This window comes from Shewanella algicola, from assembly GCF_014648035.1.
Classification (GTDB): Bacteria; Pseudomonadota; Gammaproteobacteria; order Enterobacterales; family Shewanellaceae; genus Shewanella; species Shewanella algicola.
In genome coordinates this window covers 1-15828 of the sequence record NZ_BMQI01000019.1, presented here as the reverse complement: position 1 = coordinate 15828, position 15828 = coordinate 1, and the positions used below count along the sequence as shown (strand labels likewise).

Sequence of the window (15828 nt, the reverse complement as noted above, 5' to 3'; positions counted from 1 at the left end):
CGCCCTTGTTATAACCTAACAAGGGCGTTTATTACTCGTCATTTATTCATTGAATTAACTCAATAGCAGTTTCAAGCCAACCACCACGAGTAAACAGGCAAAAATCTTTCTCAATACCGGTGTCGGCCATGTGCTAGCCGCTTTTACACCAAGCGGGGCGCACAATATCGAGCTAATAATGATTCCACCAAGAGCAGGTAAATAAATAAAACCAAATGCCCCTGGTGGTAGATTAGGGGCGTCAAAGCCCGCAATCACGTAACCAATGGTGCCAGATATGGCAATAAACATTCCGGTTACCGACGAAAATCCAACAGCTTGGCGCATTTGCAAACCGCAATAACTTAAAAATGGCACCAACAATACCCCGCCGCCAATCCCCATCAGGCCTGCAATTAAGGCGATCAAAACAGAAACCATAAATAACATCGCAAACTTAGGCATATCGTCGCCCGTTTTAACTTTTAACGGAAACGCCATTTGTATTGCCATCAACACCACAAAAATCGCAAAGGTTTGCTGTAAGTTATCTGACGAAATTTGCTCTGACACAAACGCCGATGCCAATGACCCCACCACAATACCTGGCATAATGGGCTTAAATAAATGCCATGGCACATTGCCACGTTTATGGTGTGCAGTTGCTGAAGACATTGAGGTTAAAATGATTGATGCCAGCGAGGTCGCAATGGCGACATGAGTGAGTTGGGTAACACTAATGCCAACAGAAGGTAATATATACAATAGTGCAGGTACAATGATAAGTCCGCCACCAATGCCAAGTAGTCCGGCAAAAAAACCGACAACAGCCCCAAGAAATAAACAAATAATAAAAACCTGCAGCATACTGTCCATAACGATATCCTTATTTTTATTTTTTTAAACCATACGCTACATATTGGCTAAATGACTTGATCCATATTATGGATTAATCAAATCGGCTAGGTCATGTTGCTGTAAAAACTGCCCTAATAATGTTCGCACTTGTTGGCCATTAGATTGGCATAACACGCTATTTAATAACTCAGATAATTCTTGTTGCGATACCCGTCTAAGTAAATAGTTTATTCTGGCCAGGCTGGCTTGGTTCATACTGAGTTTATGGTAACCCATAGCCACTAACAACAAAGCACCATATGGCTCGCCAGCTAATTCGCCGCAGACACTGACATCTAAATCATATTGTTTACAGTCATCAACGGCCATTTTAAGAGCGCGTAAAATGCCGGGATGATAACTATCAAATAATGAACTCACACTGGGGTTGTTACGGTCAACCGCCAATAAATATTGGGTTAAATCGTTACTGCCTACAGAGACAAAATCGACCCGTTTTGCCACATCTTGTAATTGATACAATAATGCAGGTACTTCAAGCATCACACCCACTTTAGGTCTAACTAAAATGGTATTGAGTTCTTGGTTTAATTCAGTAAAGGCTTGCTCGAGATACGTTAAGGTTTGGTCTATCTCATCAAGATTGCTCACCATAGGCAGTAAAATTTGTAATTGATTGCCCTTTCTTGCTGCTTGCAACATTGCTCTGAGTTGGACTAAAAACAACTCAGGGTGATCAAGTGACAAACGAATACCGCGCCAACCTAAAAATGGGTTATCTTCTTTGATCGGAAAATAAGGTAAAGGTTTATCACCGCCAACATCCAAGGTACGCATCACCACAGGTCGCTCGCCCGCAGCACTTAGCACTTGTTTGTAAACATTGATTTGTTCGCTTTCACTCGGAAAGCGTTGATGTAACATAAACGGAATTTCAGTCCGGTATAAGCCTATCCCATCAGCACCTTCAGCAATTTCAGATGCGATACCACTCAGTAAACCGGCATTAAGGTAAAGCTGGATGCGTTGGCCATCTGTAGTCACCGATGGCAAACTTAATTCTGCAGAAAATTGCTTTTGTTTTTCAACATCAGCATCAAGCAGTAATTGATATTCTTCAATGACTGCCGGTGATGGCGACACGAGTAGCTGACCGCGTGTGGCATTAAGCACTAATAACTTTTGATCGATGTCGGTCGACAAGACATCGTCCATACCAACAATGGCAGGCACACCCAATGCGCGAGCTAAAATGGCAGCATGGGCGTTTACACCACCACGTTCGGTAACAATCCCCGCAAGCTTCTGCCGAGGGAACTCAGCCAACAATGTGGCATCGACTTCTTTAGCAACTAAAATAACCGGTTTGTCAGACTCAACTTCTAAGCGCCCTGGTTCAATTAATTGGCGTAATACTTTTTGACCCAGCTCGCGAATATCGCTTGCCCGTTCTTTTAAGTAGGGATCTTCCATCGCCAAAAATTGATCGATATAACGAAGTGACACGCGACTGACAGCGGATTCAGATTGCCAACCAAGTGCGACCTCTCGAGCATACTCTCCGCCTAAACTTGAATCTTCAAGCAATAGCAGGAAAGCTGTAAAGATAGAAGCAACATCAGCAGACTTTTCGCTCTCAAAACGCTGAGAAATAGCCGAAAGCATATCTTTACAACGTTGCATAGCTTGTTTAAGCCTAAGCAATTCAACGTCAACATCATCGCAATGACGCTCAGGTTGCTCTAGTGAAATAGCACCACCGAGCACTAAACCGTGGGCAATCGCAATACCACTTGAAGCAGTGATCCCATTAAACATCACTTGATGTTGCACATTAGTAATGGCAGCTTTGTGTTTAAGACTACGAACAACCACGGCAAGTTGTGCTGCTAGCGTCATTAAAAAAGCTTCTTCGCTTTCGCTAAACTGCCTTGCGTCGGGCTGCTGAACCACGATGACGCCAACAACTAACTTTTGAAAAATAATCGGTACAGCCAGAAAGGCCCGATAATCTTCTTCAACAGCCTCTGGGAATAATTTAAAGCGTGGGTGTATACGTGCATCAGCCAAGTTTACAGCTTCTTCACGCTGGGCAACTAAGCCAACAAGGCCTTCAGATAATGGCATGCTGACTCGGCCGACTGCAGACTTCTCAAGCCCTTCAGTGGCCGACAGCACAAGGTTTTGTTGCTCAAGGATATAAATGGAACAACAATGTGTCGCCATCGCGATGCGCGTTTGCGACACCAAAATATTTAATGCACTCTCCAAACTGTTGGCTCTTGCAACAGCTTGAGTGATATCCCTGAGCATGTTTAACACGGTTCCAATCCTCTTTGAAATCAGTTAACTCCGTTGTTTGCTTCGTTTTCTATTAAATTCGCGCGTTTGCAGCGCTAATGTCGTCGATGCGAACTCTTTCATTACTTTTCTATATACATCGCGCTTAAAAGACACTACCTGACGCACAGGGTACCAATAACTCACCCAACGCCAATCATCAAACTCTGGATGACCAGAAGAATTTAAATTAATGGTATTATCGTGACCTTTTAATTGTAGTAAAAACCATTTCTGCTTTTGGCCAATGCAAACAGGTTTGCTTTCTTGGCGCACCAAACGCTTGGGTAATCGATACCGTAACCAAGAACGAGTGGACGTTAAAATTTGTACATGCTCTGGTCTCAGCCCCACTTCTTCGTAGAGTTCGCGATACATGGCTTGCTCTGCATTCTCGCCATCATCTAACCCACCTTGTGGAAACTGCCATGAATGTTGGCCAAAACGTCTAGCCCACATAACTTGTCCAAATTTATTACAGATAATGATGCCCACATTTGCGCGAAAGCCGTCGCTATCAATCACATGGACTCCAAAATTAACCAATTTTATATCGTCTGATTGTTTCACAAAGCATGCCTATCGGCAAACCTCTATTTAATGTGGATAATTGAATAACAATGTTAACAAAGCTTATTTATCAACAGCTGTTATGCTTTACCCTGTAGATTATCCACAAAATCTGTGGATATCTCTGTTCGAAACTTTGGTAAAGCTCAATTAGTGGGTAAAAACCGACAAATATCGATTTAATAAACCCACCCGAACAACAACAACAAACCGTTTAAATACAATAATTTAAAACATAAACACATATTACTAATATCTGGATCTCTTAGATCGAACAAAAAAACAACGACTCTAAATAAGATCAACAACTCACTCTACTACGTCTTAAGTTATACACAAATAACAAGGCGTTTTTTAAAATAAACCAAAGAAAAAGCGGTTTTATTGCGTTGACTTGCCCTTTTTAATCAGTTAAAGACAATTGTTTTCACAGTTATCCATTAATTCTGTGGATAACTATGTGTGAAATACTAGGGCAAAACGAGAGTAACTTGGGACAATTCAATATTATAAACAATAAAGATTTATAAAACCAAATTAAAACATAGGGTTATGAACTTATTCAATCAAAAAGTTTTACCCACAAATAATGCGTTCATTTTTTGAACATTAGCACTAATATCAGTAAACTTGTTATTATTAATCAATACTTGCTAGCATACCGGCGAATATTTTCGCGTTTACCATATTGCCATTTACATACTCCACTCACCCAATCAGTCTGTAAGTGCAATCTAATATGGCTTCACAACATCGATTAAAGGTAATGAAAGTGACATGGCTAAATCCTCGCCTAAAGACATTAATGAATTAATGCTAAGAGCACATAACATGGCCGGGATCCGCCTTGCTGACATTGCAATGGACAACCAAATTGCCGTGCCGGAAAACTTAAGACGCGATAAAGGCTGGGTAGGCCAACTCATTGAGTCTGAATTAGGTGCGCTGGCAGGATCAAAACCACAACAAGACTTTATTCATTTAGGCGTTGAGTTAAAAACTATCCCTATCGATAGTAAAGGTAAGCCACTTGAAACCACTTATGTCACAGTCGCTCCGCTGGTCAACATTCAAGGATTAACCTGGCAAAACAGCGTGGTCTACCACAAGTTACAACAAGTATTGTGGGTTCCAGTGGAAGGTGAACGCGATATTCCTGTCGGCGAAAGACGTGTTGGCACTCCCATCTTATGGCAGCCAAATGTGCTACAAGCACAGCAGCTTCAGCAAGATTGGGAAGAAATAATGGAGTTAATCGCTTTAGGAAAAGTCGATAAAATTACAGCTCGACATGGAGAAGTATTACAACTGCGCCCAAAGGCGGCTAATAGCCAAGCATTAACTGAAAGCATTGCTGAAGACGGCAGTATCCAATTATCTAATCCGCGTGGTTTTTATTTAAAAATCGATTTTACTCAACAAATTTTAAATAATGCTTTTGGTTAAATTAACGTTTTAGCGTAAACACAATCAGTTCCATTGGCTGAGCAAAAGTTTGCACTAGGCCACATTTTTCTGCACTTCTCTTGATCTAAATCACAAATAAACTATCCCTATTGAGCAGAATTTCTATAAACTACACCGCTTATTACTCAGCCATTCGGACATCTTAATTCTCTTGAAAGCGCGCCGTCAGACTAAAAAACTATTGTTCGCTGTGTTTGCTTGGAGCGTCGCCATGGCGTCATTTGTGTTTTTCCGCTATTCACAATCCTCACAACTTCCAGATTGGGCTGTTGGTAACGCTGATTTAGCCACATTAGCAGTATTTATGGGGTTTATATTTGGTGGACTTCACTGGATGTCGAACCTCATTGCCGACTTTAGCGCCATTAGCCGCCTACCTTATTTGTTTTCAGTGGTTTTTAAAGGCTTGTTCTTATTACTTGGCGCAACAACACTGGCCTATGTGACTCAATTTTTAAACATGTGGGCTATAGACAACCACATGATCACCTTACGACAAATGCTCAGTGTGCATATTATTTACAGTCCGTCATTTCAGGCATTGATCGTTTATTTAGTTGTAGTGCGGGTTAGCTTAGCCTTTATTGAACAGATGGCACTGTTGGTAGGACCTAAGGTATTGTTTAATATTGGTTTAGGAAAATACCATAAACCAAGATATGAGCATCAACTATTTTTATTTATCGATATGGTATCGTCTACGGCACATGCAGAAACCCTTGGCGATTACCGTTTTAGCCGGCTCATCCAAGACAGCTTTAGTATGCTAGCCGATACGGTGACAGACAACGAGGCTGAGATATATCGTTATATGGGTGATGCGGTATTAATCCATTGGCCGTTAGATCAAGGTATTAAACACGACCGTTGCATGAACATTTACTTCGAATTTTGTAAGCAACTTAAGTGGCAAACTCAATACTTTGAACAACAATATGGCTTTGTGCCTAAATTTAAAGCCGCTGCACATTGTGGCCAGGTGGTCGCTGCTGTTGTGGGGGTTCACAAACAAGAGATTAGTTTCTTTAGTGATGTACTGAATACCTTGGCAAGGCTTCAAGACCAATGTAATCCATTAGGTCAAAGAATGCTGTTATCTGGGGATGTTGTTCATCGGCTTGAGCTGCAAAACAGCCAATATGACTTAATTAATTTAGGTCCAATTGTGTTAAAAGGTAAGCAGCACCCCATTGAAGTATTTGGTGCTGCACCTATCAAATCGACGCACTGATAACGCGTCTATTTTTTGCTTGGTAATTCTTGAGCCAGCAACTTTTTCTGTATCGCTAACCCTAAGGTTCTAAAGGTTGAAATACGACTAGTCGTTTGACGCCACACTAAACCAATATCACGATACGGCGCTTCACCCGGTGGATCCATCGCAATGAGATCGGTGTCATGTAAAATCCCGGTATCAATAGCCATTTGCGGTAAAAAGGTCGTGCCCAGTTTGCTATTCACCATTTGCACTAACGTATGCAAACTGGTTGCAGCAAACGGATTAACCTTGGAACTATCACCTAACTGACATGCTGTAATCGCATGGCCAGTAATACAGTGCTCAGCTTGCAGTAAAAAAATACTTTCGTCAGGCATTTTTTGATAATCAATAGGCTGTATAACATCTTGCGATAACTCTTTGTGCATTACCATCTTAAATGGGTCGATACCCACTTTCATACTATGAAAGCCATTCGTGTCCACTGGCAAAGCCAAAATCAATAAATCGAGCTCACCTTTAGCTAACGCATCAAGAAGCCTTTCTGTGGTGTCTTCTTTTAATAACAAGCTTAATTTGGGGTAATCTTGCTGACACAGTTTCACTACGCGGCTCAGTAAAAACGGCGCAATTGTCGGAATACAGCCTAAACGGATCTCGCCCGTCATTGGCTCCCCCTGATTTTTAACCAACTCCACTAAGTCATCAACGTTGGTTAAAATATTTCTCGCACGTTCAACGACTTCCTCACCAATTGCGGTAAACATAAATGACTTATGATCCCGTTCGATCAATTGATAACCGAGCTGTTCCTCAAGGTTTTGTATACCGCTGGACAAGGTTGATTGACTCACAAAGCACATTTTAGCGGCACGATTAAAGTTTTGCTCTTGATGTAAATGCACTAAATAGTAGAGATTTTTAAGGCTAGGAAGATTTTTCATTTTAACGATTACCCTTACCGATGTTGATTCAAATAATGAATTAAATAGGCCGAAATAACAAGTAACAGATAAGCATTAATGCGACATACATCCATAAAAAAAGCCTCATTAATAGAGGCTTTATTTAGGTTAGGCAAACTAAAGAGCGGTTAAGCTTTTGCCTCTAGGTACGCTTTAAGTTGTTGTAAATCTTTAGCGGCATGCTCAACGATTTCAGCTAACCAGGTTTTATGGTCGGCATCCCAATTTGCTTCTTCGCTATGTTGTAACAACTGAGCAAATTGTTGAATACGTTTTAAGCCAACAGAACCTGCTGCGCCTTTAAACTTATGTGCTTCTGCACATAAAGTATCTTTATCATCTGCATCTTCAGCTTTCACTAAACTGCTGACATATTCAGGCATTAGTTGCTCAAATAGCACTACGCTTTTTAATAACGTCCCAGCACCAATGGCGCTGATATATTGCTCAAGGGTGTTGAGATCCAATATTGAGTCTAACTGCGTTGTGGCCATTGTGGCACCTCTATAAGAATTCTAACTCTATAAAATTAAAAAACATAATACCGAGTAAAATAGCCTATGCAAGGTTTGAACACCAATAGCATCACTTTTAATTGAAATAATAACAAGTTATTAACACCACTTTTTCACTGGCATTACCAACGTTTAAAAAAAGCTAATTTTGAGTTTTTTTCAATCAAATAGAATGTTAAACAACCACAAGAGCACGTTAAGCCGTTTTGTAAGCGCTATTGAGCGCACTTCCTTGGCCTCCATATTCTCTTAGTTCATCTACAATGGCGACTAACCCATCCCAGCGAAATGCACACCAGTCAGGGGCAAGTAGCATCGGTTTTTTGGCATATGCGGTAACACGGTGGAAAATAATATGTTCGGGTGTATGGCGAATTAACATCGCTGCTGCTGAGGCATATTCATCTAATGTTAATAAAGGCATTGGCTTATAATGCCATTGCTTGGCCATGGTACTCCCTTCAACAATATGCAATGGATGAAGCTTAATCCCATCGACACCAATTCCTAATACCGTTTTTAAGCTATTTAAGTAGTCGGTAGTGGTCTCGCCGGGTAAACCTAAAATCAAATGGGTGCACACTTTAATACCGCGCGATCTCGCTGCTATAACAGTTTGACGATACTCAGCCAATTGGTGACCACGATTAATTTTTTTCAATGTGTGATTATTACTGGTTTGTAAGCCTAGTTCTAACCATACATCTAACCCACTTTGTTGATATTCAACCAGTAAATCGAGTACTTCATCTGGAACACAGTCAGGCCGAGTACCAATGTGTAATCCCACCACATGCTTATCTTCAACTGCAAGGTCGTATTTTTGTTTTAGGCGGTTAAATTCATCGTAAGTACTGGTATAGGCTTGAAAATAAGCAATGTATTTACTTGATGATACAGAGGCCGGTCGCGATTTATTAACGCCTTGATCTTTCAAATGGGCACGTACTTTTCCATCGGCAAGTTGCACAGGAATCGACAAGGTTTGCCCTTGTTGAGCATTAAAAGACGCTACATTACAAAATGTGCAGCCTCCAAGCCCTAGCGTGCCATCTCGATTAGGGCAGGTAAATTCAGCATCAATGGTCAGTTTTTTTATTCTTTCACCATATTGTCGCTTGCAATAAGAACCAAATGTATTAACGTAGTCATCCAAGCCCATCTGGCTCCCCTCTTAAACTAAAAGGGCGCTAGTTTATGGATCACTTAAACACCTGTCTCGGTGCTAAATCAATAAAAACTCCATTTAAGTCCAACAAACGTTAAATTCTGCGCTATGTCGCAAAAATGTTTAAAATATCCGCAACATGAATTAAATTAATAAAAATGAATATTTACTCATTTAGAATAATTTTTTACCCAAAAACTGTATTTGAAATAAAATTCACTATTTTTAATTCAAAAACAACTCTCTGCTTTTGTTGCTAAAAAGTAATCATTTGTTTGATTAAATTCTAAAATTGTTTTTATTCATAAGGTTATAGCAACAAAATCACAGTTTACGTTAACGTAAACTTAATGAACTTTACCCTTTTTTAAGTAATTACATTTAAGTTTGTTGCATTTTTTTGGTTTGACCTTTATGCATTCTCAGTTTAATTTGAATGGTTCGGGTGCATATCTATGGAATGTTTCACATTTACCCCGAGTCGTATCTAGTAGAGGTTTAGGGGGTTTTTTGTATGAGCTTGTATCATCCAAGTTTTGAGCGTGACAATTGCGGATTTGGATTAATCGCACAAATGGACGGTGACGCTAGTCATCGCATTGTGCGTACCGCAATTCATGGTCTCGATCGAATGAAGCATCGTGGTGGTATTGCAGCTGACGGACGCACAGGTGATGGCTGTGGTTTATTAATGCAAATGCCGACTGCTTTCTTTGAAGCTATCGCCGCAGAAAATGATTGGCATTTAAGCCGAAAGTTTGCCGTAGGTATGCTATTTCTCAGCCAAGACGAACAACGTGCTGATGAAGCTAAATTTATTTTAGAAAAAGAATTACAAAGAGAAACACTGAGTGTTGCAGGTTGGCGTAAGGTTCCGGTTAATCCAGATGTTCTGGGGGAGATTGGCCGAGCAAGTCTACCGCAAATTTATCAAGTTCTGATTAATGCGCCAGTGGGATGGCGAGAAAAAGATCTTGAACGCCGCTTATATATGGCACGTCGTCGCCTTGAGCAACAAATTACCGATGACAAAGATTTTTATGTGGCCAGTTTATCTGGCCAAGTGATGGTCTATAAAGGCTTAATGATGCCAGCAGATCTGCCATCATTTTACACTGACCTTGCAGACATCCGCTTAAAAAGTGCTATTTGCTTATTCCATCAGCGCTTTTCAACTAATACATCGCCAAAATGGCCATTAGCACAACCGTTCCGCTACTTAGCACACAACGGTGAAATCAATACTATTACGGGTAACCGTCAATGGGCGCGCGCACGTGCCTACAAGTTTAATTCACCCTTATTACCAGATTTACAACAAGCTGCGCCTTTTGTGAATGAAACAGGTTCTGATTCATCGTCACTAGATAACATGCTTGAGATGTTGTTATCAGGTGGCATGGACTTATACCGTGCAATGCGTTTGCTTATTCCACCTGCATGGCAGTCAAATCCAGAAATGGATGATGAACTAAAAGCCTTTTATGACTTTAACTCAATGCACATGGAGCCCTGGGATGGCCCAGCGGGTATTGTAATGACCAATGGCCGCCATGCTGCGTGTGCAGTTGACCGTAATGGTTTGCGCCCTTCGCGTTATGTCATCACTAAAGACCGGATTTTAACCTTAGCCTCAGAAGTCGGCATTTGGGATTACGCCGCGGATGAAGTGATTGAAAAAGGCCGTGTTGGCCCTGGTGAATTACTGGTACTCGACACTGTAAATGGTCGTTTATATCAATCATTTGAAATTGATAACGACTTAAAGCGTCGTCACCCATACAAAGAATGGATGTCGAAAAACAGCCAAACACTGGTACCTGCTGAAGATATTGCCCCTTCTCGTCAAGGTGAAAGTGGTTTTGATTCAAAAACCTTACTGCAATACCAAAAACAATTTGGTTTTACTCGTGAAGAGTTAGAGCAAGTGATTTGGGTTCTTGCCAGCAAAGGTGAAGAGGCCATCGGCTCAATGGGCGATGACACGCCAATGGCAGTATTGTCGAAAAAGTCACGTTCGTTATATGACTACTTCCGCCAAAAGTTTGCTCAGGTCACCAACCCGCCTATCGATCCACTACGTGAAAAACACGTCATGTCGTTAGCCACATGTGTTGGTCGTGAACAAAACTTATTTAGCGAAACCACAGGTAACGCTTATCGAGTGATGTTTAACTCACCGATTTTATTATTCAGTGACTTTAACCAATTACTCGGTTTAGACAGCACTAATTATCGTGCAAATACTGTTGATTTAAACTACGACGCACATGAAAGCTTAGAGCAAGCTATTCATCGTATTACCGATGAAGCAGAGCGTTTAGCGCGAAGTGGCACAACGCTATTAGTGCTATCGGATCGTGCTGTGGCACAAAATGCCCAGGTGATCCCTGCTGCTATGGCCGTCGGCGCCGTGCAAACCCGTTTAGTTGATAAGAGCTTGCGCTGTGACACCAACATTATTGTTGAAACCGCATCAGCACGCGACCCGCATCATTTTGCCGTGTTACTCGGTTTTGGCGCCACAGCAATCTACCCATACCTTGCGTATGAGTCGATTTCTGCAATGGCGAAATTACATCAGGTAGAAGACGTCACCCCATTAATGCTTAACTTCCGTTATGGTATTGAAAAGGGCTTACGCAAAATCATGTCTAAAATGGGCATCAGCACCGTGGGATCATACCGTTGTAGCCAACAGTTTGAAGCCGTTGGACTTGCGCGTGACGTCATTGATTTATGCTTTAAAGGTGTGATTAGCCGTATTGAAGGGGTTAATTTTGAACATATCGCTAACGATCAAAAAATACTGCACACCGCAGCTTACCGTGCTCATATACCATTACCGCAAGGTGGATTACTCAAATATGTTGAGGGCGGCGAATACCATGCCTTTAACCCTGACGTAGTCAACACATTGCAAAGCTCACTTAAAAACCAAGATTATGTCGAGTATAAGAAGTTTGCTCGCCTAGTTGATGATCGCCCTATTGCCACCTTGCGTGACTTAATTGGGATTAAAGGCCAGCTTGATGCCGTTGATGTAGACAAAGTTGAAGGTGCAGAAACCTTGTACCCACGCTTTGACAGTGCAGCAATGAGTATTGGCGCATTGAGCCCTGAAGCTCATGAGGCATTAGCGGTTGCCATGAACCGCTTAGGCGGTCGCTCAAACTCGGGTGAAGGTGGAGAAGACGCTAATCGCTTTAACAGCGAACGCAACTCAGCCATTAAACAAATCGCATCGGGCCGTTTTGGTGTAACAGCGCATTACCTCGTCAACGCTGATGTGTTGCAAATTAAAGTCGCACAGGGGGCAAAACCGGGTGAAGGTGGTCAGCTACCGGGACATAAAGTCAGTGTCGAAATTGCAGGCTTACGTCATGCTCGTCCTGGCGTCACCCTGATTTCACCGCCACCACATCACGACATCTACTCAATTGAAGATTTAGCCCAGCTGATTTTCGATTTAAAACAGATCAATCCAAAAGCACTTGTATCTGTAAAATTGGTTTCAGAACCCGGTGTTGGCACCATTGCGACCGGTGTGGCAAAAGCGTATGCAGATATGATTACCATTTCTGGTTACGATGGCGGCACAGGCGCAAGCCCAATTACCTCTGTTAAATATGCCGGCTCTCCTTGGGAGCTTGGTTTAGCTGAAGTGCATCAATCGCTAGTTGAAAATGGCCTACGTCATAAAATTCGCTTACAAGTAGATGGCGGCTTAAAAACCGGTACTGACGTAATTAAAGCGGCATTACTGGGCGCTGAAAGCTTTGGTTTTGGTACAGTGCCAATGATCGCTCTCGGGTGTAAATACTTACGTATTTGTCACCTCAATAACTGTGCGACAGGTGTAGCGACTCAAGATAAAAACTTACGTGAAAAACACTACCACGGTCTACCAGAACGCGTAATGACCTACTTTGAGTTTGTCGCTCAAGAAGTACGTGAATGGATGGCAGCATTAGGTGTAGTCAAGTTTGAAGATTTGGTCGGCCGCAGCGATTGGTTGCATGCTATTGAAGGCCAAACTGACAAACAACGTGGTTTAGACTTAGCACCAATTCTGTATCAACCAAAAGTACAGCCAAACTCAGCATTGACCTGGAAAGAAACCAATCCTCCGTCAGATGTCGGCAAGCTTAACCAAACACTGGTTGCCGATTGTGCAGCAGCAGTGGAAGCGGGCGAGCCATACTCGTATCAATACCTGATTAACAATACCGACCGTTCTGTCGGCGCAGCATTGTCTGGCTTTATTGCCACTAAGATTGGCGTACAAGGTACCAAAGAACCTATTAAACTTGGTTTTAACGGCAGTGCCGGTCAAAGCTTTGGAGTATGGAATAGCCCAGGGTTAGAGCTTAAGCTATGCGGCGATGCCAATGACTATGTTGGTAAAGGCATGTCTGGCGGCAAGATTGTCATTCACCCACCTATTGGCAGTCCGTTCCAAAGCGAACGCAGTGCCATTATGGGCAACACTTGTTTGTATGGTGCAACCGGCGGTAAATTATTTGCCGCAGGTCAAGCAGGCGAACGTTTTGGTGTGCGTAACTCAGGTGCTATCGCTGTGGTTGAAGGTGTTGGCGATAACGGTTGTGAATACATGACCGGCGGGATCGTGGTCATTCTTGGTAAAACTGGGGTGAACTTTGGTGCCGGCATGACAGGTGGCTTTGCTTACGTGTTCGACCAATTTGGTCGCTTTAATCGCCGTGTTAACACCGAAATGGTTGATACGCAAAAGTTAGAATCAACCATCCACCAGCAACACTTAAAAGGGTTAATTGAAACTCACTATGCTGAAACCAGCAGTGAGCATGCCCATATGATTTTAAGTGACTTTGAAAACTGGTTAGATTGTTTCGTACTCGTTAAACCAAAGAATATTGCCGTTGCTGACCTGCTTAAAATTGAGCAGAAGAGTCCGGAATTAGTTGTAAAGGCAGGATAATCATGAGCAATGACTTTCAATTTGTAGAAGTGGGTCGTGCTGACCCCGTAAAACATGAAGCCAAAAAACGTGCTACACAATTTATTGAAATTTATCAGCCGTTTACTCAGCCTGAAGTGAAAGAACAAGCCGATCGTTGTCTTGACTGTGGTAACCCGTATTGCGAATGGAAATGCCCACTGCATAACTACATTCCAAACTGGTTAAAACTGGCTGAACAAGGTCGCATTATGGAAGCAGCAGACTTGGTTCACGAAACCAACACCCTGCCAGAAATATGCGGCCGAGTATGCCCACAAGATCGTTTATGCGAAGGTGCGTGTACCCTAAATGACGACTTTGGTGCGGTCACCATTGGTAATGTTGAAAAATACATTACCGACACGGCTATCTCTCAAGGCTGGCGTCCAGACATGACCAAAGTAACACCGCGTAAAGAGCGTGTTGCGATTGTTGGTGCTGGCCCTGCAGGTTTAGGTTGCGCGGATATTTTAGCCCGCAATGGCGTACAAGCCGTGGTGTATGACAAATACCCGCAAATTGGTGGCTTGTTAACTTACGGCATTCCATCATTTAAGCTTGATAAAGATGTTATGGCGACGCGCCGCTCTGTACTTGAGGGCATGGGTATTCAATTTAAAATGGGCGTGACCGTTGGTAAAGATGTGAGCTTTCAAAGCTTGCTAGATGAATACGATTCCGTGTTCCTTGGCATGGGGACTTACACCGCCATGAAAGCCAAGTTACCCAACGAAGATGCCCAAGGCGTTATCCAGGCGCTACCTTACCTGATTGGTAACACTCATCACTTAATGGGTACACAAGACGATTCAACGCCCTATTTAAGCCTTGAAGGCAAAAACGTCGTTGTACTAGGCGGTGGTGACACGGCTATGGATTGCGTGCGTACAGCAGTGCGTCAAGGCGCTAAAAGCGTAACTTGTGCATACCGTCGTGACGAAGCCAACATGCCCGGTTCGCGCCGTGAAGTGCAAAATGCGCGTGAAGAAGGCGTTAACTTCTTATTTAATCGCCAACCCGTGGCCATTAAAGCTGAAAATGGCGTAGTGGTTGGTATTGAATGTGTGGAAACCCAAATGGGTGAAGCAGATGCGAGTGGCCGTCAACGTGCTGAAGTCATTGCTGGCAGCGAGCAAGTACTCGAAACAGATGCGCTGATTATCGCCTTTGGTTTCCAGGCAAGCCCTGCACCTTGGTTTAGCGATTTTGGTATCGAAACCAACGAGTGGGGCCTAGTTAAAGCCACTAAAGTTGACGATAACCCATTCCAAACCACTAACCCTAAAGTGTTTGCTGGTGGCGATATGGTGCGCGGTTCTGACCTAGTGGTCACCGCTATTGCTGAAGGTCGAGATGCCGCAATGGGGATTTTAAACTTTTTAGATTAACAAGATTGAAAAATCTAGCCTGTGATGGATTATAGGCTAGGCATAATAAACCGAGTTTGCTTGTGAATTTTAGCGCATCTATATGATGCGCATTTTTTTGCCCAAAGAGCAGTAATTATTTATTCGCGGTGTTCACTAGAAAGTGGCTAAACAGGTTATTTTTTAACTCGGGGTGCTCTTCCGAAAACTTCACTCCGACAGTCATTTCGCCATCAAGTTGCTGCACCTTCACCGCGGTTCCGGTTAATATGCCTGATAAGTTTTCATCAATAGAAATCGCCACATGCACTTCAGCATCTGCCTCAATATTCATTGATTTAACCTCAGATCTGGTTAAGCAAACACGATATTAGTGCTATCTAACAGCTCAAGTTC

The 15828-nt window shown here is 42.5% G+C and carries 11 protein-coding genes; 4 read left to right on the top strand and 7 right to left on the bottom strand.

All coding sequences use genetic code 11. The features are described 5' to 3' along the window. Window positions 1–54: 54 nt before the first annotated feature. From IEY42_RS09845 to rppH, 3 genes are all read right to left on the bottom strand, one after another. Window positions 55–855: a sulfite exporter TauE/SafE family protein gene (locus IEY42_RS09845; RefSeq protein WP_188925078.1), complete on the bottom strand. Its 801-nt coding sequence runs from the start codon at window positions 853–855 to the stop codon at window positions 55–57. A 66-nt stretch (window positions 856–921) separates the two neighbouring features. After that, window positions 922–3159 (bottom strand): phosphoenolpyruvate--protein phosphotransferase, encoded by a 2238-nt coding sequence (gene ptsP, locus IEY42_RS09840; RefSeq protein WP_188925077.1) that lies wholly within the window; start codon window positions 3157–3159, stop codon window positions 922–924. A gap of 24 nt (window positions 3160–3183) precedes the next feature. Continuing rightward, on the bottom strand, window positions 3184–3702 hold the full coding sequence (gene rppH / locus IEY42_RS09835; protein ID WP_188925128.1) for an RNA pyrophosphohydrolase: 519 nt from the start codon (window positions 3700–3702) through the stop codon (window positions 3184–3186). An 822-nt stretch (window positions 3703–4524) separates the two neighbouring features. On the opposite strand from rppH, the gene mutH reads away from it, so the two are divergent. After that, a complete protein-coding gene (gene mutH, locus IEY42_RS09830; RefSeq protein WP_188925076.1) occupies window positions 4525–5193 on the top strand; it encodes a DNA mismatch repair endonuclease MutH in 669 nt (222 codons plus the stop codon). 232 nt (window positions 5194–5425) lie between these two features. Further along, window positions 5426–6445, top strand: a complete 1020-nt coding sequence (locus IEY42_RS09825; RefSeq protein ID WP_229780001.1) for an adenylate/guanylate cyclase domain-containing protein — start codon at window positions 5426–5428, stop codon at window positions 6443–6445. Window positions 6446–6453: 8 nt separating this feature from the next. Here the strand turns inward: IEY42_RS09825 and oxyR are convergent, their stop codons facing one another. The 3 genes from oxyR to mnmL form a co-directional block, all read right to left on the bottom strand. Continuing rightward, a complete protein-coding gene (gene oxyR / locus IEY42_RS09820; RefSeq protein ID WP_188925074.1) occupies window positions 6454–7377 on the bottom strand; it encodes a hydrogen peroxide-inducible genes transcriptional activator OxyR in 924 nt (307 codons plus the stop codon). Window positions 7378–7526: 149 nt separating this feature from the next. After that, complete coding sequence (locus IEY42_RS09815) at window positions 7527–7892, bottom strand: Hpt domain-containing protein (protein ID WP_188916833.1); 366 nt, start codon at window positions 7890–7892, stop codon at window positions 7527–7529. Between the two features lie 217 nt (window positions 7893–8109). Beyond that, a complete protein-coding gene (gene mnmL, locus IEY42_RS09810) occupies window positions 8110–9075 on the bottom strand; it encodes a tRNA modification radical SAM protein MnmL/YtqA (RefSeq protein WP_188925073.1) in 966 nt (321 codons plus the stop codon). A 520-nt stretch (window positions 9076–9595) separates the two neighbouring features. Here mnmL and gltB point away from each other — a divergent pair. Together gltB and IEY42_RS09800 are read left to right on the top strand one after the other, a co-directional pair. Next, a complete protein-coding gene (gltB, locus tag IEY42_RS09805; RefSeq protein ID WP_188925072.1) occupies window positions 9596–14044 on the top strand; it encodes a glutamate synthase large subunit in 4449 nt (1482 codons plus the stop codon). Between the two features lie 2 nt (window positions 14045–14046). Then, window positions 14047–15453, top strand: a complete 1407-nt coding sequence (locus IEY42_RS09800) for a glutamate synthase small subunit GltD family protein (RefSeq protein WP_188925071.1) — start codon at window positions 14047–14049, stop codon at window positions 15451–15453. Between the two features lie 115 nt (window positions 15454–15568). Here the strand turns inward: IEY42_RS09800 and IEY42_RS09795 are convergent, their stop codons facing one another. Beyond that, window positions 15569–15766: a hypothetical protein gene (locus IEY42_RS09795; RefSeq protein ID WP_188925070.1), complete on the bottom strand. Its 198-nt coding sequence runs from the start codon at window positions 15764–15766 to the stop codon at window positions 15569–15571. Window positions 15767–15828 lie beyond the last annotated feature (62 nt).